At 67.5% G+C, this 22,886-nt stretch carries 22 protein-coding genes; 10 read left to right on the forward strand and 12 right to left on the reverse strand.

Annotated features, from left to right (window positions below; all coding sequences use genetic code 11):
* Positions 1-150: 150 nt before the first annotated feature.
* The 3 genes from ACK5NO_RS04660 (at position 151) to ACK5NO_RS04670 (ending at position 2,845) form a co-directional block, all read left to right on the forward strand.
* A complete protein-coding gene (locus tag ACK5NO_RS04660; protein WP_416811507.1) occupies positions 151-1,098 on the forward strand; it encodes a peptidoglycan-binding domain-containing protein in 948 nt (315 codons plus the stop codon).
* 47 nt (positions 1,099-1,145) lie between these two features.
* A complete protein-coding gene (locus ACK5NO_RS04665; RefSeq protein WP_416811540.1) occupies positions 1,146-1,736 on the forward strand; it encodes an ABC transporter ATP-binding protein in 591 nt (196 codons plus the stop codon).
* 119 nt (positions 1,737-1,855) lie between these two features.
* Positions 1,856-2,845, forward strand: a complete 990-nt coding sequence (locus ACK5NO_RS04670; protein WP_416811508.1) for a hypothetical protein — start codon at positions 1,856-1,858, stop codon at positions 2,843-2,845.
* 583 nt (positions 2,846-3,428) lie between these two features.
* Here the strand turns inward: ACK5NO_RS04670 and ACK5NO_RS04675 are convergent.
* The 7 genes from ACK5NO_RS04675 to ACK5NO_RS04705 all read right to left on the reverse strand — a co-directional run bounded on the left by ACK5NO_RS04675 (position 3,429) and on the right by ACK5NO_RS04705 (position 12,449).
* Positions 3,429-3,977, reverse strand: coding sequence for a hypothetical protein (locus tag ACK5NO_RS04675; RefSeq protein WP_416811509.1), 549 nt, complete (start codon positions 3,975-3,977; stop codon positions 3,429-3,431).
* A complete protein-coding gene (locus tag ACK5NO_RS04680; RefSeq protein WP_416811510.1) occupies positions 3,970-4,221 on the reverse strand; it encodes a hypothetical protein in 252 nt (83 codons plus the stop codon). Before ACK5NO_RS04680 ends, ACK5NO_RS04675 begins: the two co-directional genes overlap by 8 nt.
* Positions 4,221-6,305: a hypothetical protein gene (locus ACK5NO_RS04685; RefSeq protein WP_416811511.1), complete on the reverse strand. Its 2,085-nt coding sequence runs from the start codon at positions 6,303-6,305 to the stop codon at positions 4,221-4,223. The genes ACK5NO_RS04680 and ACK5NO_RS04685 overlap by 1 nt, the downstream gene beginning before the upstream one ends.
* Before the next feature lie 151 nt (positions 6,306-6,456).
* Positions 6,457-8,235, reverse strand: coding sequence for a hypothetical protein (locus tag ACK5NO_RS04690; protein ID WP_416811512.1), 1,779 nt, complete (start codon positions 8,233-8,235; stop codon positions 6,457-6,459).
* Positions 8,228-9,793, reverse strand: coding sequence for a hypothetical protein (locus tag ACK5NO_RS04695; protein WP_416811513.1), 1,566 nt, complete (start codon positions 9,791-9,793; stop codon positions 8,228-8,230). The genes ACK5NO_RS04690 and ACK5NO_RS04695 overlap by 8 nt, the downstream gene beginning before the upstream one ends.
* Positions 9,794-9,802: 9 nt before the next feature.
* A complete protein-coding gene (locus ACK5NO_RS04700) occupies positions 9,803-9,991 on the reverse strand; it encodes a hypothetical protein (protein WP_416811541.1) in 189 nt (62 codons plus the stop codon).
* 163 nt (positions 9,992-10,154) lie between these two features.
* A complete protein-coding gene (locus tag ACK5NO_RS04705) occupies positions 10,155-12,449 on the reverse strand; it encodes a sodium-translocating pyrophosphatase (RefSeq protein WP_416811514.1) in 2,295 nt (764 codons plus the stop codon).
* A 178-nt stretch (positions 12,450-12,627) separates the two neighbouring features.
* On the opposite strand from ACK5NO_RS04705, the gene ACK5NO_RS04710 reads away from it, so the two are divergent.
* Complete coding sequence (locus tag ACK5NO_RS04710) at positions 12,628-13,188, forward strand: sigma-70 family RNA polymerase sigma factor (protein WP_416811515.1); 561 nt, start codon at positions 12,628-12,630, stop codon at positions 13,186-13,188.
* Positions 13,185-15,029 carry a hypothetical protein gene (locus tag ACK5NO_RS04715; RefSeq protein ID WP_416811516.1) on the forward strand — a complete coding sequence of 615 codons (1,845 nt, stop codon included), beginning with the start codon at positions 13,185-13,187 and terminating at the stop codon, positions 15,027-15,029. The genes ACK5NO_RS04710 and ACK5NO_RS04715 overlap by 4 nt, the downstream gene beginning before the upstream one ends.
* Positions 15,030-15,273: 244 nt before the next feature.
* Here the strand turns inward: ACK5NO_RS04715 and ACK5NO_RS04720 are convergent, their stop codons facing one another.
* From ACK5NO_RS04720 to ACK5NO_RS04740, 5 genes are all read right to left on the reverse strand, one after another.
* Positions 15,274-15,624, reverse strand: a complete 351-nt coding sequence (locus ACK5NO_RS04720) for a pilus assembly protein TadG-related protein (protein WP_416811517.1) — start codon at positions 15,622-15,624, stop codon at positions 15,274-15,276.
* Positions 15,621-15,923, reverse strand: a complete 303-nt coding sequence (locus tag ACK5NO_RS04725) for a hypothetical protein (RefSeq protein WP_416811518.1) — start codon at positions 15,921-15,923, stop codon at positions 15,621-15,623. Before ACK5NO_RS04725 ends, ACK5NO_RS04720 begins: the two co-directional genes overlap by 4 nt.
* A 23-nt stretch (positions 15,924-15,946) precedes the next feature.
* Positions 15,947-16,114, reverse strand: a complete 168-nt coding sequence (locus ACK5NO_RS04730) for a DUF4244 domain-containing protein (RefSeq protein WP_416811519.1) — start codon at positions 16,112-16,114, stop codon at positions 15,947-15,949.
* A 188-nt stretch (positions 16,115-16,302) separates the two neighbouring features.
* A complete protein-coding gene (locus tag ACK5NO_RS04735; RefSeq protein WP_416811520.1) occupies positions 16,303-17,298 on the reverse strand; it encodes a type II secretion system F family protein in 996 nt (331 codons plus the stop codon).
* Entirely contained in the window at positions 17,295-18,359 is a 1,065-nt protein-coding gene (locus ACK5NO_RS04740) for a TadA family conjugal transfer-associated ATPase (protein WP_416811521.1), read from the reverse strand. Before ACK5NO_RS04740 ends, ACK5NO_RS04735 begins: the two co-directional genes overlap by 4 nt.
* Before the next feature lie 145 nt (positions 18,360-18,504).
* On the opposite strand from ACK5NO_RS04740, the gene ACK5NO_RS04745 reads away from it, so the two are divergent.
* The 5 genes from ACK5NO_RS04745 to ACK5NO_RS04765 all read left to right on the forward strand — a co-directional run bounded on the left by ACK5NO_RS04745 (position 18,505) and on the right by ACK5NO_RS04765 (position 22,882).
* Complete coding sequence (locus ACK5NO_RS04745) at positions 18,505-19,314, forward strand: HAD family hydrolase (protein ID WP_416811522.1); 810 nt, start codon at positions 18,505-18,507, stop codon at positions 19,312-19,314.
* Positions 19,315-19,386: 72 nt separating this feature from the next.
* Complete coding sequence (locus ACK5NO_RS04750; protein WP_416811523.1) at positions 19,387-20,043, forward strand: sigma factor-like helix-turn-helix DNA-binding protein; 657 nt, start codon at positions 19,387-19,389, stop codon at positions 20,041-20,043.
* A 1-nt stretch (position 20,044) separates the two neighbouring features.
* Positions 20,045-21,529 (forward strand): hypothetical protein, encoded by a 1,485-nt coding sequence (locus ACK5NO_RS04755; protein ID WP_416811524.1) that lies wholly within the window; start codon positions 20,045-20,047, stop codon positions 21,527-21,529.
* 107 nt (positions 21,530-21,636) lie between these two features.
* Complete coding sequence (locus tag ACK5NO_RS04760) at positions 21,637-21,789, forward strand: hypothetical protein (RefSeq protein WP_416811525.1); 153 nt, start codon at positions 21,637-21,639, stop codon at positions 21,787-21,789.
* A 151-nt stretch (positions 21,790-21,940) separates the two neighbouring features.
* Positions 21,941-22,882, forward strand: a complete 942-nt coding sequence (locus tag ACK5NO_RS04765) for a hypothetical protein (protein ID WP_416811526.1) — start codon at positions 21,941-21,943, stop codon at positions 22,880-22,882.
* Positions 22,883-22,886: the final 4 nt, after the last annotated feature.

Below are 22,886 nucleotides of genomic sequence, written 5' to 3' on the forward strand. Positions count from 1 at the left end.
TGGGTGGAAACGTAGAGCCGATGGTTGCCAGACGAGCCTCCGCAACGGCGAGTTGAAGTGACCGTGAGTCGGTCGCGCCTGCGTGTCGCAGGGTCGACCTTGTTCGCTGCGGTGGCGCTGTTCCTGCCATTGATCGCCGCAGGGACCCTCGTGTATGCCAAGTCCCTCGAATCACCACTCTTATCCAACGAGCCTGTGGAACCGGTCTACGGCCCTGTGGAGGCGGTCCAGGTACTCCGTGAGGCTGCTGCGAGGGTTTCTGTGGTGGAGGGGGAGTCTGTCACGCCGATCGTCAACATGGGTGGCACCCTCACGTCGATGCGAGTCGAAGCGAGCGACCACGTCGAAGCGGGAACCGTCGTCGCGAAGATCGACGGACGTGAGGTCGTTGCTTACACATCCGACGAACCGCTCTACCGAGACATCTCGCGAGGTCTGCAGGGTGATGACGTGGTAACAGCGCAAGAGTTCCTCGTTGCGCTCGGCTACTACGCCGCGAGTCCCGACGGTGTCTTCGGCGCAAGCACTGCGGCTGCAGTCTCGGCCTTCAACCGAGAGCATGGTTGGGGCAACAATAACGACGTACTTGCACTAGGCTCGTTGGTCTGGATTGGCGCCGAAGGGCTGACAGTTCGCGAGACTCTAGGTGTCGTAGGGACGACGGTGGCGCCGGGCAGTGAGTTGTTCTCTTCGATAGCCGAACCGGCCACTGTGGCCGTCGCGGACGTGCCCGAACTCCCACCTACCGGTCCCGCGGCTCTAACCGTGAACGGTGTGACTGTTCCGTATGAACTCGGTTCACGGACCGTCCAAGATGTCGAGAGCGTATCGGCCGTAGTCTCTGCGATGGCGGGGGCACTTGAATCGGTGGGCACAGTGACTCTGAGCGAACCTGCCGTTCAGGGCTCCGTGCCTTCCTCTGCTGTCGTCAATGATCCAGCGGGACGGACGTGTGTCTTCACCGAACAGCGCGGTGGGGTGCTGATCGTGAGTCCCACCGCCGACACGATGGGTTCCGTAGCTGTAGGAGAGGAACTCGTTGGGCGGAGCGTCCTGATCAACCCCCGCGAAGTCCGTGGGGACCTGGATTGCGAGTAGTAGTCGAGGGGTTGGGTTACCGCTACGCGGGCAGCGATACCGAAGTATTGCGGGACATCCACTTCTCGGTCCCTGTTGGGGGCAGCGTAGCGATCGTTGGACCATCCGGCTCGGGTAAGACGACTCTTCTCTCCCTCATAGGCGGCCTCTTGGCGCCTCAGCGCGGAGTTAGCTACTGCACGGATAGGCACGGCGAGCGGCACTCCATCGCGGCGCACGCCACGTGGGTGCTTCAAACTGTTTCTCTTCTCCCCGAGCGCACAGTGGTCGACAATGTAGCGATCGGAGCGTACTCGAGCGGCGCGTCTCGGGACGAGGCAACGAAAAGGTCGCGGGCGTGCTTGAAGGAAGTCGGTCTGGATCACCGCGCGTCCGAGCCAGCTCGGATACTCTCTGGTGGAGAAGCGCAGCGAGTGGCGATTGCGCGGGCACTTGCGTCGCGACGGCCCATACTGCTGGCCGACGAGCCAACCGGACAACTCGACGCAACCACGTCGGGTGTCGTCCTGGATGCGATGATGGCTAGTAGCCTCGCGCCTACAGTCGTGGTCGTCACGCATGACCCTGCCGTCGCAGCCCGTTGTAGCTTAGTCGTTGAGTTGCGCGACGGCCAGGTGTACGAGCGAGCGCGGGCGTGAGAGCGAGCGCCTGGCCAGCAGGGCTGGCAATGCGAGAAGGCTTCGCTACCGCACGGGCCGGTCGTTGGAACACCTTGCTACTCACGATTGTCGTAGCGTGGTGCGTCGCTCTTGGGGCCGTGGATGCCTCGACTGTCACGCAACTAGCGGAGCGCGAGGCCGAATGGGTGCGAGCTGGTGGAACGGTTTATGTGGCGGTCGGCGCGGTTAAGGACGGCGTGACCCAACCGATCCCCGCAGGCAAATGCGAACGGCTTGCGACTTTCGACGGAATCGATGGTGCATTCGCGATGGAACGTACCGATCATGGAGTGTCCCTCTCCTATGTACTCGGGGGACGAGCCTCGTTCTACCGAGTGTCACCCGGCGTCTTCGGTTTCCTTGACATCCCCCAAGTGCCGTCGCCGACTGTCATTGCGACAGCGGCCTTCGCTGAGAGAACCGGCATCGCCACTTCTGACCAGGTGAGGCTCGTAGAATGGCTCTCGCCCAGTACAGCATCGCTACCTTCCAGTCCCCTCACCGTGCGCATCGCGGATACTTCCGCGATCGGTGACGAGTATGACGGCGCGGTATTGGTCCCGAATGCGCTCGCGGAGGACGCGGACCTGTGTTTTGTTCGCACGGCCGCGACGACATTCGCGAGTGTCGGCGCTTTTCTTCCGCAGTACTTGTCGCACGACGGCGATCCGGCAATAGTTTCGTCGCGGCTCTTTGCGTCGGAGTACGACGAAGACTACTCGACTGCCTTTCTCGAGCGGCTAACGCGCTGGATGTGGATCGGGGGAGGTCTCTTCATTGGCTTCATCTGGATGCTGTTGCAGTGGTTCCGGCGTTCACATGTTGCGATCTACTCGACGTTCGGAATGGGCGTGTCGTCGCGCGCCATCTTGCAGTTTTCCGAGTGGGCACGCATAGCCCTTGTCGGTGCAGCTGCCGGATGGGCATTAGGAATCACGATTGCGCTCGCCTCAGGTGCACGCGTCGACCAGGCGCTGGCCCAGGTGTCGTACCATGCTGCACTGACCACTCTGCTCAGTTCGTTGGTGGTGGCCGTTGTCGGATTTCGACCCGCCGGATCGCTCCTCGATGATCTCAAGGATCGCTGATCAGCCCTACGCGGACGGCTCTCGTCGTACTCCGGAGTGATGCCGCTGCCTCTCGAACTAAGGCGACGCACGCCGGATGTGCCACGTCCCACCGCGGCGGAAGGCAAGCAGCTCGTCGTCCGGCTTGTGGTGGACTGCCCGCCGTGAACTCCGAACACTGAAAGGGAGCGCAAGCGACTGTGTCTGGCGCCGGTCCTTCGATAGCGGCCCCGAGGCTCTCCAAGTCGGGCCTGCGTCATCAAGTGCTCGATCCAGGAGAGTGAGTACTGCTGCGAGCTCTCACGGTGAGCCGGGATCTCTCCGAGGCTCGCGCGGTGCCACGAAAACCCCCTTGGGCGCACCCACGGTCGACCGCACTTCCGAAGACCTGCCTGCGTTTCGAAGAGACTCTAACCGGCTTCTGCCCAGGCGCGTCGTCCCCGCAGTCACTGCCCGAAGACCAAGGCTCTATGGAACCAGCAGGGTCTGCAGCAGTCGAACTCACAGCGGCAGGTGGCGCGTAGCAAACAGAGGGGGCTATGGAGATCGCGAGTTCTGCATCGATGCCAAGTCGGGTCAAGGCGAGTGTCCGCAATCCTGCCAGTCACAAGTCATCGTCGCGAACTACGCGTAGCGCCCGCGTGTGCGCCGGGAGCCTCGCGACCTCATAGGCATGGAGCGCATCGATCGCCTCCTGCATCGCCTTCACAGCGGCATCCCGGTCAGACTTGAGGTTGTCACGCGCCTTGAACGCCGCATCGATTCGCCCCTGGGCGCGCGCCAACTCCAACTTCACAACGTGCACCTCGCGAACAAAGCGCTCAGCGGCAGCCTTCCACCTGTCGCCCCGGTCAAGCCTGTCCTGCGACTGCCCCCTGAGGCGCTCGACCTCGGCTTCGAGTTCCTCGATGCGACCGGTGAGTTCAACCTCGCGGGCGGTGAGGCCTGCACCTGCAGCGGCGCGGACGGCCTCAGTGAACGCGTCCCGCTCTGGTGCGTACTGGCGGTTGAGCCAGTTGATCGATACTTCAGCTTCATCCGCCAGACCCCTAACGCTCGTGACACCAACCCTGATGCGTTCGGGGGTGCCCGCGAGGATGCGCGCCTGCGCCGCCCGTATGCGGCGCACGACGTTCGAGTCCCGCTCAACCATGCGTGACCTCCCTCGAGCCGGACCATGAAGCGCCGACGTCACGATTCGAGACCTTGCACAGCACCAGCAGGCGCTCCGTCAGCTTGTCCACCCCCTTGGCGAGCAGGCTGCGAACCTGCGCGGCCCGGCGGTACGCGTGATGGCAGGCATCCCAGAAGAGCTCTCGGGCGCGACCCTCGGTGCGATCCGACTGCACGATGGGCTCGCCACAGCGCTCGCACCCGCCGGGGCTGTCGGTAGTCATCAGCGACCGCCTCCCTGGTTGACCTGCGCGATGGGCAGCACGCGACGCCCCGCCCAATGCGCGTCGGCCATCGCCTGATGCCGGTCGGCCGACTGGCCGAGTCGCACCTGCCTGGGGAACGGCACCATGGGACTGTTCGCCTCGGCACGGAAGCGCTGAGCCTCAGCCTCGGCCGCCTTTGCGTCCTCGTCTGTGCGCACGAGACAGTCGCAACCGGGAACACAGCCTTCGAGGTCGGGCCCTTCCGGTCCTCCTTGGCACTTCCCCTGACCGTCGTACAGGCACATGGCGAACTGGCGAGGGTTGTTGAAGACCCGGCCCTCGCCGTGGTCCTCGACGTGCTCCTCCACGAGCCGCTTGACCCTCGACTCCTTGGGTTCGTAGGTCGCGCGGAACGGCTCCAGAACGCCGAGCAGCCGGTCCGCGGCGGGGCCGCTCACGCCGCCACCGGCGACGAGCGACCGATCGATCTCCGCGAGCATCTCGGCATGATCGGCTTTCCGCTCCGGGGACATCCCGTACGTCGGGCCCACTGCAGACATATCGGAGTATCCGCTGCGACCCAGACCACGCTCCGCGTGACCGAGCGTTAGCATGCTGGCGAACTCGCCGCCTGGCCGGCGCTGTGTGTAGACGTCGAAGGACCGACGGAGCTGACGCGGACGCAGCCGCCGCTGCGGGTCGTCGGGGTCCTCGATCCGGACGGGATGAAGTAGTCGGCCCTGCACGCGATCGCCGTTGATGTAGGCGATCACATCATCGATTCTCTGTTCCGCGGCACTTGCGCTCCAGCACATGCCGCTGTAGTCGCCACGCCCCTGGGTCGCGGTGCTGGCCGGAAACAGCCACGGCTCCTCCACCGCCTGGTTCTGACCCAGCGACTGCAGGAGTTTGACGGCGTCGACCACGATCTCCACCGCCTGCCAGTCTTTGGGATCGCCGTCCATTGCCCTGTTCTTCCAGGTGCGTCCGTGCAGGTAGTGCGCGCGAATCCCGCCCTCCTCCTCAGGGGCGACCTCCTTGAGGCAGTCCAAGGGCAGGGTTCCGATCTCCTGCGGCCTCGCGCTTGTGCCGCACCCGATTAACACATATGCGGCCACGTAGACACTCTTGATGACCGGTGCGGAGAGATGGGACCACTGGGAGTAGGGCATGAGATCGCACCAGTCGATGGCGTCGCACCACGGCCGTCCATCGACTCCCGAGCCCGTGATCGGCTGCGCCACAGGGCACGGGATGATCGCAACGGGCCACTCGCTCGCGTGCGCCTTCCGCTGCTTCGTGGACCCCCGGTACACGTTGCGCTGCAGCGCCTGCATCGTGAAGCCACTCACGTAGGCGAGGTAGGCGAATAAGATCTCGTTCTCCCACCTCGCAGCTCGATGTCGCGGCAGCGCCCCATGCTCTTCGATGAAGCCCTCGAGCCAGGCACGGATCTCGCCATTGTCACCGTCGCGACACTCACCGAGCCGGTCGAGCACCTCGGCGCGAGCTGCAACGATGTCCGGGCCAGCCTCACGGATCAAGCACCGGCACCACGCGAGCAGCGGGTCGAGCATCTTCTCAGGGATGACCTCGGTACGAGACCCCTTGGCCTTGCCCGACAACGCCCTGGGCTCACGGAATCCATCAGCCCACGACGGCACCGGAAGTCGGTCCTCCTCGGGCAGCCATGGGGCCAAGTCTGCGATGCGAGTGAGGTGACGACGCATCTCGATCCTCCACACGTCGGGACGCTTGGGCCGATCCTCATGTCGGTACTGGTCCAGCATGCCGGGCGTGAAGTCGCGCAGGTGCTCCAGTCCCTGCGCTTCGCCCCACGCGAGCAAGTCGCGGAGGGCCTGGAGCACCTTCCTCAAAGTGGCGGGACTCATGAACGGCTCCGCCTGCGCGCCTGGTCGTTGCAGGGATGCCGGGTGAAGGCCGCGGTTGATGAGGAGGTAGGCGACACGTCGCACGGTCTGAGCGACCTCGTCGGGGCGCTGGTGGTTCTTCGGGAAGAGGAACCCGATGGACACAGGCGACACGCCGTGCTGGCGACCGAGCGCGTCGAGCTGCCACCGCTCGTCTCCGTACCGGGGCATCTCTGCAGCAGGGTCGAATACTCGGTGCGCCTCGATGGCGTCCGCATCGGCTGCAGGCTCCTGCCATGCCCCGTCCCTCTCAGGAGCACCAACCCCAGGCGATGGGGCGTGGTCGGGTAGGACGTGCGGTAGAGCCCTGGTAGCAGTGCCGTCAAGCATCGTATTCACCCTTCAGGAGTCGTCGGACCTCGCTCTTGTCGTCCCGCGATGCTGTCCGCGCCGTGCGCTTGATGTCGTCGTCGTCGAACCGCACTTCGGTTCTCAGGAAGCCATCCAGGCGGAGGAAGTGGGGTCGGTACGACTCCCACACCCGTGCAGTGAACGCGGATCGGCGATCCTCCAAGGCCTGCCACAGGTACGCCAGACGCGGCAGGTGACGGCGGGTCACCACCGCGTTGGGGCAGGCTAGGCAGGCCATGAAGGACTCCGTGCACGGCGCACCAGTGATGGGGTTGTGAGTGATGTCCTGGCACGCCACCGTAGCGGTGTCGCTCTTGCCTGAGAGCACCTCAGGACTCGCATCGGCAATAGGAGTGATCCCCAGATGGAAGCGCTCAGCCGAGGCGTCGAACCCCATCTGGGCTCCCTGAGCGTGGACGCGCTGGGCCGCCTTCATCGCCTCAGGGTTGTTGCGCATGTAGTCGTTGACGAACGTACTCAGCGTGTTGTTGATGGGACCCACGTTGATGACCGTCTCGACGGTGCGGTGCAGGACCTGGAAGTTGAGTCCGGAAACGCTAGCCGGCACCCACGTCTCGTTCGCGCGCTTGCGCGCCGCGTACGCGGCGGGCGCACCCCAAGAGACCTCGCCCACCACGCGTCGGCGTTCGGCTTCATCGCCTGGTTTCCCCAACTTCGCCGCATAGATGATCAAGTGATCGCTCGTCACGCCCTGCAGCCGCGCAGACTCGCGGATCGGATGGGTAGCACGCGTGATCAGAGACACCCACGATGCGCTGCTCGCCTCGGTGCCCGACTCGAACAGAGCCGTGTAGTGAGCACGACTCGGGCCTCGTCGAGGCTTGCTCGTCGACATCGTCAGGTAGTCGGCCTCGTCGCCCGCGCCTGCGGCACGCGAGGTGACCCGCAAGGTGGTGATGTCGCTCAGGTTCCACCCCTCGCTACACATGACCAGCGTGATCATCGCAAGCGCCTCATTCGCCGTAGGAGCGATCCAGTTGAGGGGGCGTCCTGGCGAGTTCGCCAACTCACCAGAGCGGCGGTAGTAACTCCACCGCCCCCTGTTCATGCCCTCTCCGCCTGTTAGCACTTCGTACATCGACGCCTGCAGACGCTCTAACGAGCCAGCCCCGTAGTCTCCCCACGAACCAAGGTCCGCCCCTGCAAGTGCCATCTCGTAGTTGCGCTCGATGCGCTCGACTGCGCTCTCCACGACCTGCTGAGCGGCCACCTGCAGCTCGTAGAACTCCTCCCTCGTGAGGAAGTCTCGAGAGCCGCTGTCGATCACGGCGTGAAGCTGCTTGGACCACCGCAGGAATCCGCGAGCGCTGCCGGGCAGTTCGGGCACGAGCTCCATCCACGACTTGAACGATCGCTCGTAGAGCGCTCCTGTCGATTCCTTCCAGCCACGTTCGGCAGCGAGCGCCTCGAGCACACCATCAAGGACCGTATCCTTCACCTGCCTGAAGTCAGTGACACCCGAGGCGTCTAGGGCTCCGAGGAGCACCCGCGCCTTTCCAAGGTCCCCCTTGACCGTGTCAGGGCTACCCCATACGCCGCTCCGAGTCTTCAGATGGAAGGCCGCAAGGGCCTGCTTCCGCAGAGTCTCACTGCCCGGCCAGCCTGAGACATCGATGATCCTCGGCTTGGTCTCGCCCGTAGCGATCCACTCCACGGTCATCGCGTCGAGGTTCAGGCGCTCCTGGACGACGGGAACGGGCGAGTTCCTCGCCCGGGATGCCTTAGCCACCGTCACCCTCCTTGCCTACGAACACGGTGCCCGTATCGAGCACGAGGTCGGCCCCAGCAGTCATCCTCGCGATGACCTCTGACAACTCGCCGGTGAACCCCTCGCCGAGCAGCTCGCCCACCCACAGCGTCTGGACGGGCTTGAGGTAGGTCTTCCTCGTCGTCTCCACATCTGCGTGACCCAAGAGGTCCCGCACAACGTCGAACGCGCCCTTGTACCGTTCCTCGTCGTACTTCTCCGGCTTGGCGCCCGAGCGCTCGTCGATGCGACGGTGAAGCGCCAACAACTGCCACAGCGCGAACGTGAAGCGCAGGCTGTGCTGGCTCAAGTTCGGGATGTCCTCGGAGGTCATCCCGAGCGCTTCGCACTGATCGAACACACGATCGTTGGCGCGCTCGAAGATCTTCTCGATACCTGACGTCGACATCGGCAGTCCATCGTCGTTAAGCCACAGCATCAAGGGCTCCAAGCGGCCCTGCTCGTCGCGGATGAACATGCCCCGACGGTCATCACCAGTCAGCGGCTCAAAGGAGCCGGAGCGGCCGTACTCTGCCCTCCAGCGACGCCTGCGCCCCTTGCCCTCGAAGGTCACGACCCGGACGTCATGCCGGCGAGCGAAGTCGTCGTACCGCTCGTGCTTCTTGGCTCGCGCGACCGCCTTCGCTCGCTCCCCGGAGACATAGCGCTCAACGCTGTGCAGGCCGATCTGCGACGGGGTGTAGATCCGGCTGTTGCCGAACTTCGCGACACCTTCGGGGAGTCGGACGTTGCCGGACATGGCGGGGAGCTCGATGGTCAGCAGCGTCGATTGCTCCCGCGCTCGAAGCGCCGTCGTGACCATGAAGTTCACGTAGGCGACGTCCCTCTGGCGGTTCCTGCCGCCCTTCCACGAGTCATCGCGCTCGCCCGCCCGAATCGCATTGCCATCACGCACCGCCACACAGCCCTGCAGGCCGACGTCGCGCCACAACTGGAAGGTGCCGGGGGTCGCCCAACGGACGCGCGGGGGGCTCGACTTGACGGTGATCGTGTTGCTCTCGCTGCCTTGCTGTCGAGAGGCGCGCTCCGGGATCGGCGAGTGTTCGACCAGGCGCTTCCTCTCGGCCCATCCGTACAGGTCGCGCAGTACCGACAGCGTGTCAGTGCCGAAGGTGGCCTCGCTGATCACTCCGCCGTCGGGATGGAACCTGGACTCTGTGCGGTACGCCTTGAAGCTCCAGAAGTGCCAGTCCTGCACCCCGGCCCAGTCGTCAACGCCGACCTCGGGGTGCGACAACCACTCCAGCCAATGCGTTAGCGCCCTGGCCCGGTTCAGCCTCGTCTTCGAGAGCACATCGCCCATGCCGTAGGCGAAGAACTCCACGAGCCGGTCATCGATCTCCAGCGATGGCGAGACGATGATCGGATGCCCGTCGCGGAGGAGCATCTCCTTCTCGCGCTTCGGCAGGTCCGCGATCGCGTCGAGCTCTTCGAGCCAGCCCTCCTGAGCGCTGCGTTGGTGATCGACTTGGACCACCAACCAGTCTGATCCGGGGACGTTCTCAGCATCTGCGGGCATCTGAGCAGGCTAAGCGTGAATCACTCCACTGTCTAGACTAATCATGAACCAGTTGACGTCGGCATCGTGGATATCCAGGTGGCGCGCGATGTCCGTGAGCAGCGGCGTGTAGTAGCCCTGGAGCACACCTGACGTGCCCTCGACCACCACCAACGCGCCCACGACTCCACCCGCGAGGGCGTTGCGGGAACGAATCATGCGCTCATGCTCCCACCTGCTCCCCCGTCAAATGGATCCATTTGACGGGCGCGGAGGGCACCGAAGCCCGAGAAAATGGATCCTTTTGACGGGGAAAGGGGGCTACGAAACCCGTCAAATGGATCCATTTTCATCATGGAGGTCGTGGAGGTCGTGGAGGGTGTCAGGCGTTCTCCGCCACCGCCGCCTCGTCGGCCGCGTACTCGATGCCCGCAGCGTGCGAGCGTCGGGACGCCCCCGCCACCGCCACGACCGCGACGGTCGCCGCGATGAGCGCAATGCCCCAGCGCAGCCACGGGTTGGCGCCGTCGCCGTAGCTCAGCAACACCACCGCGGGAGCGATGAGCAGCGCTACCAGGTTCATCACCTTGATGAGCGGGTTGATCGCGGGGCCAGCGGTGTCCTTGAAGGGGTCGCCGATCGTGTCGCCAATGACCGTGGCCTCGTGGGCGGGCGAGTACTTGCCGCCGTGGTGGCCGTCCTCGATGATCTTCTTCGCGTTGTCCCACGATCCGCCGGAGTTGGCCAGGAACACGGCCATCAGGACGCCGGTGCCGATCGCCCCCGCAAGGAAACCGGCCAAGGCGCCCACACCCAACGCGAAGCCCACGAAGATGGGCGCCATCGCGGCCAGCAGGCCCGGCGTCGCGAGCTCGCGCAGCGAGTCACGGGTGCAGATATCCACGACCCTGCCGTACTCGGGGCGCTCCTTGCCGGTCATGATGCCGGGGTGCTCGCGGAACTGGCGGCGCACCTCGAACACGATCGCGCCAGCGGCGCGCGTCACCGCGTCGATCGCGAGCCCGGAGAACAGGAACACCGTCGCGCCACCGATGATGATGCCCACGAGCGTGAGCGGGTTGATCACGGCGTAAGAGAAGTCAGCGGCCGATGCGGCGGCATCCTCGAGCGCATGCGTCACCGCATCGGAGTACGAGCCAAACAGCGCGGTCGCGGCGAGCACGGCCGTCGCGATCGCGATGCCCTTCGTGATCGCCTTGGTGGTGTTGCCCACGGCGTCGAGGTCGGTGAGCGTCTGGGCCGCCTCCTCGTCGACCTCGCCGGACATCTCGGCGATTCCCTGGGCGTTGTCGCTGACCGGCCCGAAGGTATCCATCGCGACAATCACGCCCACGGTCGTGAGCAGGCCGCAGCCCGCGAGCGCGACCAGGAACAGCGCCATCGCGACCGAGCCGCCGGCCACGAAGAACAGCACGACCACGGCGCCCGCGATGACGGTCGCCGTGTACACGGCAGACTCGAGCCCCACGCCGATGCCCGACAACACCACGGTCGCCGCGCCCGTGCGCGAGGTCTCCGCGACGCGCTGGGTGGGCCGCTTGGCCGTGTCGGTGAAGTACCCGGTGAGCCACAGGATCAGTCCCGCGAGCCCGATACCCACGAACACCGCGACGGTGGCCATGACGCGCGGGTCGCCGGACTCGTCGGCAATCAGGTCGGTGCCGACCTCGGCAAAGGAGGAAGGCAGGTACACGAACGCAGCGACGGCGGCGAGCACGGCGCCGATGGCCGCGGAGATGTAGAAGCCGCGGTTGATGGCGGCTAGCCCGGGCTCGCCCCCACGCACCTTGGTGATGAACACGCCCACCGCGGCCACGATCGCGCCGATCGCGGTGACGATCAGCGGGAACACCAGGCCCTGCTCCCCCATGGCGGCCTTGCCCAAGATCAGCGCGGCCACCAAGGTCACGGCGTACGACTCGAACAGGTCGGCGGCCATGCCGGCGCAGTCGCCCACGTTGTCGCCCACGTTGTCGGCGATGGTCGCGGCGTTGCGAGGGTCGTCCTCAGGAATGTGCTGCTCGACCTTGCCGACCAAGTCGGCACCCACATCGGCCGCCTTGGTGAAGATGCCGCCGCCCACACGCATGAACATCGCGAGTAGCGCCGCACCAAAGCCAAATCCCTCGAGCACCGCTGCGGCGTCCCCGCGATACAGGAACACCACCGCTGCCGCCCCCGCGAGCCCAAGGCCCACGACGGACATGCCCACGGCGCCTCCCGTGCGGAAGGCGATGCGCGCGCCCTCGGCGCGGCCGCCGGGCTGGGTGGCAGCGAACGCCACGCGCACGTTGGCCCGCACCGCAAGCCACATGCCCATGTAGCCGATGGTCGCGGAGAAGCCCGCCCCTAGCAGGAAGAACACCGAACGGCCGATGCGCACGCCGGCATCCCCCGGCAACAGGAACAGCAGCGCGAAGACGATCGCGGCGAACAGCACCAGGGTGCGCATCTGGCGGCCCAAGTACGCCGAGGCGCCCTCTTGAACCGCGCCCGCGATCTCCTTCATCTTGGGCGTGCCGTCCGCGGCCTTGAGCACCTGTTGGCGCAACACAAAGGAGAAGATCAGGGCGGCGGCGGCGATGGCGCCAATCACCGCGACGATGGTCAAGCTCGAGCCACCCAGGTTGATTTCGGTCGTGACTGCGGTTGTCATTCGTCCTCCCCGACGAGACCGACCTCGCCCGACGTCGTTGTCGAGCACAGGTATGCCGGTCACTCTAGGGGACGATGGCCTGGCTGGCGCGGTGTGACCCAACGTTTGCGCGACCTTGTGCGTCGTGCATGCGAAGACGATCCAAGCCCAGAACCGATCAGCGGTGACCGGAGGGGAAATGGCTGACTGGCAAGACACCATGGAGCAGTTGGTGCGCAATCGTGAGCGCGCGTTGCTGTCGTACGCCTATCTGGTGTGTGGCGACCCGGTGCAGGCGCAGGACCTGGTGCAGGACGCCCTGGTGCGCACGTTCGCCAGGGAGCGCAAGGGCCTCACGGCCGTCAAGGCCGAGGGGTACGTGCGCCGCGCGATCACCACCGTCTACGTCGACCAGTACCGCCGCAAGCAACGCTGGCAGCGCGTGCAGCACCTGTTCCGTCCTGACGTCCTCGCTCCGGATCGGCTCGGGCAGGTCGAGGCATCCTCCGAGGTGGCCGATGCACTGGCCACCTTGCCGCCGCGCGTGCGGGCTTGCGTGGTCCTCAGGTTTTTCGATGACCTCACCGTGCCGCAGATCGCCCGCCAGTTGGGGCTCGCGGATGGCTCCGTCAAGCGCTATCTCAGCGACGGGTTGGGGCAGTTGGAACTGGCACTCGGACCTCTCGAGGACGCACAGATGGCCGATGCGGAACACACCTCCGTGGATTCGCGTCACTCACAGAAGGGCAACCGCTCATGAAGCTCTCGGATGCACTGAGGGGCGCGGCCGACCGCGCTCCCGTCGAGGACGGTCTGATCTCCGTGTCCTCCGTGTCCTCCAAGGTTCGCCGCCAGCGCGCGGTGCGGACCGGATCGGCCGGCCTGGTGGGCGCGGGCGCGTGTGCGCTGCTCGTCTTTGCGGCGATGGGTCCGCTCAGTTCGCCCGGCACCGCCCGCGACGAAGCGACCGTGGGAGGACTGGCCGAGGGCGAGATGGACGCGGCGCTCGAAGACTCTGCTGGGGCCGCGGCCGACGGCGCCGCGGGCCTGTCCCGCCCCGCCGAGCAGTGGTCGTGCGGCGCCACCTTTGACGCCAACGACGGCACCTGGTCGTGGGGCGACACCACCGGCGCCACCTTCGACGCCGCCGAGCCCGCGTGGGACGGCGAGGCCTGGCAGTTGCCCAGCACCCTGACGGCCCAGCGCGCCATCGACCTGGTCTCCTCCCCCGACTACGTCGTGGTGTGGGACGGGATCATCGTGGGCCGCCTGATCCACGAGGACCCGATCCCCTACGGCCCCGCCGACGAGCCGCTGGCGCCGTCCGACGGCGAATACGCGAGGCTCGACCCCGCGACGGATGCCGGCTCGATCTCGCAGGACACCACGCTGGAAGCGGTCAACTGCTGGGACGGCGAGCCGCTGCCCGCGGGCAAGTACGAGGTTCACCAGGCGTGGACCCTTGCCTATGCCGCGACGGCCACACCCGAGCCGACGGAGTCCGCGCCCGAGCCCTCGACCGCGGCGTCGACGGGCACAGTCACCGAGGGCTCGGAGGACGACGCCGCTGCGGGAGGCGGTACCGACGGTTCCGAAGGCTCCGCGCAGGCGTGGTTCCGGGTAGCTGCCGCGCCCGTGGGACTCGTCATCGATGGCGACCCCGTGGACGACCCGTTCGGCGACTACCTGGGCGGCGACACCCCGGGCGAGCCAGTGCCTCTGCCTGAGCCCGTGGATCCCGTCGAACCCACCCTCCCGGACGGCGCACTAACGACCGACCTCGCCCGCGAGTTGTACGAGGCCGCCCTCGTCCGCGGCCCCTGGGACATGGCCGAGGGATCCCAACGGTGGATCAAGGTCAACGACTCACGTGAGGCCAGCCCCGACGGCGCTTGGGAGTACCAGTACTACGGCTGCACGTGGGGTGACGGTCGAGACGGCGGGTTCCCCACGCAGTCGGCTGACATGGGCTTGCTCGACGTGAGTGCGAAGGTGCCGGCGTCCCTCTCGGTGAGCTACGGCTACGTCGTCGACGGTAACCCGTTGGCGACCACATCTGTCACCAACGTCTCCGAGTACGCCATCCCGGGCTACTGGTACGGCGACAACGTCCAGCTCGCCTTGGTACGCGACGGCGTGGTGGCAGCGGAAATCTACCCCGAGACGATCTCAAGCGGCACGGGCGGGGTGATGGAGCCCGCGTGGGGCGAGACGGCCGTCATGCCCGACGGTGACTACTGGCTGAGCCCCGGCGCGACGAGCAAGGGCGAAGGGCTGCTACGCAACGCGAACTCGTGCAGCGGCGACGGGTCAGGGGTCCAGCCGGGCACCTACACACTCCTCGCCCAGGTCAGCCTCTACATGGATGGGGCATCCACCGTCGCCTACGGCGGCGCCGTGGACGACATGAGCGTCCTCGAGCGCGAGGCAAGCACCCTCGACTCGCTCACGGGAGCCGTCGACACGCCGTCGGCGTGGAGCGAACTCACCATCGGCGACGCGGCCGAGCCCGCACCGGACACCGCCATCGCCTACGAGGAGAACTACGACTGGATCGAGTTCCAGGTGTGGACATCGCTGGGCACCATCACGGTGCGATAAACCCTGGGGGGTACCGCTGGGCGTGGGCTCCTGACCAGAGCCCACGCCCAGCGCCATGTCACGCACATCAGAAACCGCATTCCCCCGTGCACCGAGTTGTGGCACGATGGCGCCAGGAGCACGGTCGATGATGATTCGGACGCGGCTCAGCCAGACCCCCGGGGGCGGCGTGACCCCCTCAGCCGCGCCGCCTCCGGGCCTGTCTGGCCGCATGGGCAAGCACGCGGCTCGGCAAGCACACGGCCTAGCCAGACCACTGGGGCCCCGCCACCGCTGTCGCACTGACGCCCTGCGCGCCCACCACCTCAACGGTCACCACGGCCCCCGCCGCCGTACACCGCGACACCCGCACGTCAGCCATGGCCGCGTAGGCCCGCGCTTGCGCGCAACCCTGCGCCCTCGCGTCGCCTCCCATCGCGAGCGCACCACGGGCCACATGCGCGCCCGCGAGGGCGGCAGTGTCGGCAGCGTGTTGCGCGCTGACCCGTGCCTGCACGTGGGCCGCACCGGACATGACAGCGATCCCCAGCATCACGGCCGCCACCACGATGGCGAGCGCCAGGACGCTACCCGAACCCGCATCGGCCCCTCTCACGAGGTCACCAACGCGGTCGAGCGTGCCCGTGGCGCAGGCAGCCACGGCACCGATTCGAGGCTGACCACCACTGTCACGGCGGCGCCATCTGCCGCGTGCGCTACCTGAACCGTTGCTCCCGGCAGCGCCTGTGCAATGGCCTCTCGCGCGGCCGGCTCGCCCTCCACGGCCGCGATGCGCGAGCCCAGCGCGGCGGCGTCGGCGGCCGCCACCCCGTCGCCCGCCCAGGCCACCGCCACCATCACCATCCCGACCACGAGCGCGACCGCGGGCAGCGCCGCCGCCAGCTCGACGGACACCGACCCACGGTCGCGCCCCCTGCTCATCCGAACGCCGAGCGCAGGATGTTGGCCAGCAGTTCGCGCACCTCATCCGAGCGAATCAGCGCGATGAGCACGCCCGCGAACGCTGCCGCAGCAACCGTCACAAGCGCATACTCCGTGGTGGCCATGCCATCGTCCTGCTTCAGGATCCGTCGCAGGCGTTCCATGGTGTCTCCCTTCCGCCCCTGGCCCGGTGCCAGCGGCGATCCCCAGCCTGCGAGGCTCGCGCTCGCTCCGCACGGGCGGGCATCCACAACAGGGGACACACCGGCCAACCCGGTGGCCTGGGGATGCGCTGTCACTTCCGCAGGGCCGATGCGCCCACCGCCTGGCATGGCCTGGCACCACCGCCGTTTCACGGCAGCTCCGTCCCCGTGAGTAGCCCGAGGTCGCCGATCCCGGCGCCCGCCACGACCGCAATCAGGAGCGGCACCACCCCTACCAGCACGAACGCCGGCAGCAGGCACAACGCCAGGGGCAGGGTGAGCCTCACCCCCAGTTCGCCGGCCGCGCGTTGAATGTCGCGTCGCTGCTCACGGTCCAGCCTGGTCATCGCGGCACGCAGGCCAAACCGGGCGGGAGCCCCGGCCTGGGCAGCGAGCGCGAGCGGCCCGGCGAGGGCGTGTGTCAGCGGGTGGCTCGCATGGGCAGGGCGCCCTGCCGCGAGTGCCAGCAGAGCCGTCGACGATGCGGGGTCCACCACCACCGCGACGCGCTCGCACGCCGTCGCCACGGGCAGGCCCGCACCCAGCGCCGCCTCGACCAGTGCGAGCACCACCGCTGGCGGCACGGCACCGCCACCCCGTTTGCCCGGCGACGGTCCGCCGATGCTCGCGCGTGCCACCATGCGCGCCATCCACCCACTGCCCGCCCAGGTCATGGCCGCCGCCACGGCAAGCAGCCCCCAGCCGGCCGGGGACGTCGCAAGCAAGCGCAAGGCTGCCGGGTCAACGGCCGCCGCGAGGCCCGCACCGATCAGCGGCAGCCACCGCAAGATGCGGGCGCTCATGCGCGGTCCGGCGAGCGCGGCTTCGGCAGCGTCCTGGGCGGAGCGCACCACCGCGAGCGCGCCATCGATGGCGCCGAGCACGCTCACCAGCGGCGCCCCCGTGTCGCGCGCGAGCAGGCAGGCTGCGCGCACGGCGTCGGCGCTGGGCGGGTGGGCGCTCAGCGGCGGCTCGGACGCGATCGGGATCCCCTCCGCGTCGACGGGCACCCCGAGCACTCGCCAGGCGCGGTCGGGGTCCAGGCCTGCGTGCAGCAAAGCCGTCGCATCGGCCAGCACAGCCGACGGGTCGGGCGCCGACTCCGGCCGTGCTCGCGCCGTACGGGAAAACAGCGGCCTCGTCACGATGCCGCCCTCGACGGCCCGGCCCACGGCTGACGCGCCACGCCAACACCAGCACCAGCACCCGCACCCTCCAGCAGCGCCGCGAGCACACCGTGGCCAGGGCCCGGCAACATGGTCCCGTCCCGCGCGAGCACCAGAGCCGGTCGCACCGCCAACGCTCCGCCGTCGTCCACGAGGACCGCCACCTCGGTGAGCCGCCGTCCGGCGGGCGTGCGCGCGACGTGCACCACGGCGTCGAAGGCCGCGAGCGCCTGCGCGTGGACGGCCCGCTCCGGCATCCCCGCGAGAGCGCCGAGCGTCGCGAGCCGCGTGGGCACGTGCGCGGGCGAGCTCGCATGGAGCGTCGTCATGGAGCCCGGATGCCCGGTGTTGAAAGCGGCGAGCACATCGAGCACCTCGGCGCCGCGGCATTCCCCGAGCACCACCCGGTCAGGGCGCATCCTGAGCGCCTCGCGGACCAGTTGCGCGAGCCCCACGGCACCCACGCCCTCGATGTTGGGGCGGCGCTCCACCAAGCGCACCAGGTGCGGATGAGCGGGCGCAATCTCGCCGGCCTCCTCAATCACCACAATGCGCTCGCGATGGTCGACGAGCGACAGCAACGCCGCCATCAGAGTGGTCTTGCCGCTGCCCGTCGAGCCCGTCACGAGCAACGACGCACGGCGAGCCACCAGCGCCTCAAGCACCTGCCGGGCACGCAGATCGAGCGCCCCGCCGGCCGCCAGATCGTCGAGCGTCAGCGCACGCTCACGTACAAGCCTCAAGGAGATCGCCGCGCACTCCGGCACCACGGGCGGGAGCACGGCGTGCAGGCGGGTCCCATCGGGCAAGCGCGCATCCACCACGGGGCTCGCGTCGTCGAGCCTCCTGCCCCCCGCGGAGGCGAGCCGCACTGCCAACGCACGCACCGCATCGGCCGTGTCGAGAGCGACGGGGACGGGTTCGAGCCCGCTGCCCCTATCAAGCCATGCCGTGCCGGGGGCGTGGACGAGCACGTCCGTCACCCCTGGCACCCCCAGCCAGCGGCCCAGCGGTCCCGCCCAGTCTCGTGTGATCGCCACCCCACGACCTTGCCGCCGTCGGCGCACCAGCACCCGGCCTGGCCCTCAAGTCTGGGGACAACGGTGACGATGATCTGCCTGGGGACGCCACCGTGGTGTGCCGTGTCGCAGGGTGCGGCTAAGGTGGCGTGGCAAGGAGGTAGTGATGTCCAAGCGCTCTCGCCAGGCCCGCTCGGCCGCGTTCTTTGACCTGGATAAGACCATCATTGCGACAAGTTCGTCGATGGCCTTCGCCGGGTCGTTCATGGACGGCGGCCTCATCACTCGCGCTCACGCCCTGCGGACCGCTTACGCGCAGTTCCTCTACCTCGTGGGAGGCGCGGACGAGCGTCAGACCAACCGCCTGCGGGACTCGCTTTCCGACCTGATCAAGGGGTGGGAGGTCGCCAAGGTCCAGCACATCGTGCGCGAGACCCTTCACGAGCACATCGACCCCGTGGTCTACGAAGAGGCGCTCGCGCTCATCAAGCGCCACCAGGAAAACGGCCGCGACGTGGTGATCGTGTCGGCTTCGGCCCGCGACGTGGTCGAGCCCATCGCACAACTGCTCGGAGCCGACGAGGTGGTCGCCTCCGAGCTCGAGGTCAAGAAGGGCTTCTACACCGGCGAGATCACCTTCTACGCCTACGGCGAGGCCAAGGCAGAGGCCATCAGAGCACTCGCCGACGAGAAGGGCTACGACCTGTCGCGGTCGTTCGCGTACTCGGACTCCATCACCGACGCCCCCATGCTCAGCGCGGTCGGGCACGGCTTCGTGATCAACCCCGACCGCTCGCTGCGCATCGCGGCGATGCACGCCGGATGGGGCGCGCTGCGCTTCCGCAAGCCCGTGGGCCTGCGCTCGGGGCCGTCCACCCGGTCAACGGCCCTGACGCTGCTCGCCGTCGCCGCCGCTGTCGCGGCCGTCGTGCTGTTCATGCGGGCCGCGAAGAACGTGGTCGACGACGAGGATTAGCCCGCAGGCGCGCTCGTCGCGGCAGGAACCCGTGCAGTAGCGTGACCTCACCAGTTCTCGAGGGGGTCAGTGATGACGCGGTGGCTGCGCAGTTACACGGCAGTCGCGCATGAGCGCTACCCGGGGCTCGCGGCCTTCGCGAGCCTGCTGGTGGGCGAAGATGACGCCCGCGTCACGCAGTTGGTCGACGATGCGCTCGTGAGCGTCTTCGGACGCCTACGCCGGCCCCTGCCGGCCGACCAGGCAGAAGGCGACGTGCGCATGGCGATCACTCGCGGATTTCTCGCCACGAGCCGGGCCGATCCGCATCACGACTCCGCTGACACAGCGCCCGCCGCTCGAGCAACGTCCGACACCGCCATGGACCTGTCGATCTACGCACCACCGGACCCCACCACGGAACCGGACCCCCACGCAGAGCCCGAGCGGCAGGCGTCGACGACCACCGCCAAGCCGAGCGTGCCCACGCGGGCAACCCTCGCATCGGCCCTCCTGGACCTGCCACCTCAGGTGCGTGCCATCGTCGTCCTGCGTTCGTACGAGGACCTGTCGGTGGCGCACATCGCCCAGGAATTGCGCCTCCCGGTCGCCACGGTCACCCGCGACCTCGCGATGGCTGCCGCGCATCTCGACACCGCTGTCGGGCTCTCGATCGCCCCCGACGCACCTCGTAGTGCGGCCATCGACAGCGCCACGGTCTCGGTCGGCGGCCACGTGGCAGGGCGCTGACATGGCCGACCTTTCCGACGCCATCAAGGCCCTGGGGACATCGCGCGCGCGTGATCGGATCGGCGCCCAGGCACGACCGGAGGTCATGGGACGGATCCGTGGCCGCCGGCGCCGGGCAGGCATGGCCTACGGTGGCGTCACCGCTGTCGCGGCCGTCGCACTGACGGTGACCGGACTCGCGATGGCCCCCGCGCCCACTCCTGCACCCACCGCGAGCCCCACCCCTGTGCCGTCGTTGAGTTCTGCCCTCGAGTACGCCACCATCGACCTCACCAGCGAACTCGCTCAGAGCGACGCCTTGCAGCTGCCGTCCTCGTATGGGTGCGGCAAACCGGTGCCGGCACCAGACGTGGACGGAGCGCCAGTGGACGGCGCGTTCACCGTCACTTACGACGGCGCGGCACTTGCTTCCCAAGGCCTGACCGGCGGCGTCGAGGGGACTCTCGACATCAGTTCCTCCTTCGACGGCCCCACACGCGTATGGACCACCGCCCCGTCAGCGATGCTGGTGCGCGATGGCGTGGTGGTGGGTCGCGCATTCGGTGGCACCCCACGCGAGGACACGGTCGTCGACATCGGCTGGGGCCCCACCCTGCAGTACGTGTGGCCGGGTTATGCGTACGGGTGCGGTGAGGACGAGTCCTGGATCCCACTCGAAGCCGGTCAGTACGACCTGGTGCTCGTCGCCAGGATCGACTCCACCATGCAACTCGCGGCCATCGAGACACTCGAGCAACACTCCATCGTCCTTCTGCCCCCTGAAATGCAGGACTACTATCAGCCCGGTTCGTGGGAATGCGAGCGCATGGCGACGTCCGACATGTATCTGCCGATCAGCTGCGGCGTCGCCCGCATTCCTGGCGCGTCGCTCGATCTTGCTGCGGGCACCGCCACCATCCCGTTCGAACCTTCCGGCTTCGAGGCCGACTTTTCGGCCACCTTCGTCTCCGAGCCGGTGACCGTGACCGTCGCCGCCCCTGAAGTCGTGGAAGAAGAGGCAGTCGAGCCCGACCCCTACCCTGCTGTGGTGGAGGGCACGGTGCCCGTCTGCGGGCAGCCATACAGCTACTTCGAGACCTCCGAGGTCGCGGTCACCGACGGCAACACGATGACCCCGGGGGAGGGCAAGATCTCATTGGGCCTGTGGCTCGACCGCATGGAGTGGGACACCGCCACGATCGACGTCGCCGCCTCGGGAGAGCTGTGGCTGCTGACATCGGCAGAGATTCCTCAGGAGGACGGCTCGTCTGTCTGGACGACCGAACTCGCCGGAGTCGCCAGCATCACCGTGCCCGGCGATCGATCGGTGGACCTGGTGCGCTTCGATGGCCCCGCGTCGATCGATCTCGAGGTGGGCCCCACCCAGTGGTGCGAGGGCTACACCTCCGCCCATGTGACCGAGGCCTACTACGCCATCCACCACACCCTCACCGACGAGCACGGCTCGCGCGACATCCGCGTTCCGCTGTGGACCTCGTGGTGGTGAGCACCGCACACCCAACCCTTTCGCTCCCCCACACGTTGTGACCTGTAGAGGCAACTGGCCGATGCGCGAGCACGTCCCGCTCGTCCGGTGCCCCGGTAGGGGGAGACATGAGCAGGACATTGGCGGGACTGGCGGCCGTGGCCGCACTTGCGCTCGGCATCGCGGTGGGATGGACGGTGCAGCAATGGCGGCCGTCACCTGACCTCGCCCCGGGAGACGTAGAACTGCTCGAGCGTCCGGTCGTCGGGGTGTCGCAATGAGGGCTTGGTCACACCAACACACCCTGACCAGGCATGGAGCGGAATCGTCCGCGCGGGCTATCGATTCGTCCGATTCGAGGCCGTAGCATTGAGCCTCACACACCAGGAACCACCGTGGCGCAGCCCTGCGCCGGAAGGGTACGGCGGCACGATGAACAAGGGGCTCATGGCCGTGGGCGCGATCATGGTCGCGGGCGCCTCTGCGGCGGTGGGATGGTACGGAGTCAAGCTCCTCGTCACCCCTGACACGCAGGCAGCCCAGGACCCGGCGCCGACGGTCACCTCCGAGGCCACCACGGTTCCCGTCACGTTCGCCGTGGAGGATATCAAGTCCCAAGCCTCCGGACTTTTCACGCCACCCGCGTGTGGTGAGGAGTTCTCCGCTGAGGCCACTGCAGCCAATGGGATCCTGCCCTCGGTGAGTGTCACGCATGACGCAACCGGCGCATCGGCCGCCATTTCCTTTGCCACCGAAGGCGACTCCGCGACGGCCTTTCTCGCCCAACAGGGTCAACTGATCGTCACCCGCGATGGTGTGGTCGTCACGCCCGAGGGCGGCGGGGAGTTTGTCCCCGAGTACTTTGTCGCCTCACCCAGCGGCGATGCGACCGTGACGGACACGATCGACTTCGAGGCCACGTCGCTGTGTGACGTCGCCTCGGAGTTCTCCACCATATGGGACGACTTCGACTGGGCGAGCGCAAGCGAAGCGGAAGTGACCGCACGCCAAGAGCTCGCGGCTCAGTTCGAGGAAGAGCACAGCGAACTGCCGGCCGGTGAGTACAAGGTCTACGTGTGGACGCCCGTCATCCTCGGCGAGTCAGCGGCCGCCGCGCGCGCTCTCATCGAAGAGGGCTTCAGCGACCTCGCCTACCTGCAGTACACGGCCGGCTACTCTCCGCTGAGCGGCTCCGCCGAGCTCGAGGAGTACTGCTCGGAGCACGAGACCCCCGACGGCGCGAGTGAGCTCCTGTGCGACGTGCCACAAGACGTGCTCACCACGTTGCTTGAGCGTGACGTGCCCGAGTACTACGTGGTGGACGCCGCGCCCGCCGTCGCCATCTCCGAGGCCGCGACCTTCACCGTCGAGTAGCGCA

Origin of the sequence: Demequina sp. (assembly GCF_047975725.1) — a bacterium.
Classification (GTDB): Bacteria; Actinomycetota; Actinomycetes; order Actinomycetales; family Demequinaceae; genus Demequina.

Bases quoted from the DNA above. Each gene is read 5' to 3' on its own strand.
- ACK5NO_RS04710 (WP_416811515.1), top strand. From the start codon at position 12,628: ATGGCTGACTGGCAAGACACCATGGAGCAGTTGGTGCGCAATCGTGAG.
- ACK5NO_RS04730 (WP_416811519.1), bottom strand. From the start codon at position 16,114: ATGGAACGCCTGCGACGGATCCTGAAGCAGGACGATGGCATGGCCACC.
- ACK5NO_RS04755 (WP_416811524.1), top strand. From the start codon at position 20,045: ATGGCCGACCTTTCCGACGCCATCAAGGCCCTGGGGACATCGCGCGCG.
- ACK5NO_RS04750 (WP_416811523.1), top strand. From the start codon at position 19,387: ATGACGCGGTGGCTGCGCAGTTACACGGCAGTCGCGCATGAGCGCTAC.
- ACK5NO_RS04695 (WP_416811513.1), bottom strand. From the start codon at position 9,793: ATGCCCGCAGATGCTGAGAACGTCCCCGGATCAGACTGGTTGGTGGTC.
- ACK5NO_RS04705 (WP_416811514.1), bottom strand. From the start codon at position 12,449: ATGACAACCGCAGTCACGACCGAAATCAACCTGGGTGGCTCGAGCTTG.
- ACK5NO_RS04715 (WP_416811516.1), top strand. From the start codon at position 13,185: ATGAAGCTCTCGGATGCACTGAGGGGCGCGGCCGACCGCGCTCCCGTC.
- ACK5NO_RS04675 (WP_416811509.1), bottom strand. From the start codon at position 3,977: ATGGTTGAGCGGGACTCGAACGTCGTGCGCCGCATACGGGCGGCGCAG.
- ACK5NO_RS04765 (WP_416811526.1), top strand. From the start codon at position 21,941: ATGAACAAGGGGCTCATGGCCGTGGGCGCGATCATGGTCGCGGGCGCC.
- ACK5NO_RS04685 (WP_416811511.1), bottom strand. From the start codon at position 6,305: ATGCCCCGGTACGGAGACGAGCGGTGGCAGCTCGACGCGCTCGGTCGC.
- ACK5NO_RS04760 (WP_416811525.1), top strand. From the start codon at position 21,637: ATGAGCAGGACATTGGCGGGACTGGCGGCCGTGGCCGCACTTGCGCTC.
- ACK5NO_RS04700 (WP_416811541.1), bottom strand. From the start codon at position 9,991: ATGATTCGTTCCCGCAACGCCCTCGCGGGTGGAGTCGTGGGCGCGTTG.
- ACK5NO_RS04680 (WP_416811510.1), bottom strand. From the start codon at position 4,221: ATGACTACCGACAGCCCCGGCGGGTGCGAGCGCTGTGGCGAGCCCATC.
- ACK5NO_RS04745 (WP_416811522.1), top strand. From the start codon at position 18,505: ATGTCCAAGCGCTCTCGCCAGGCCCGCTCGGCCGCGTTCTTTGACCTG.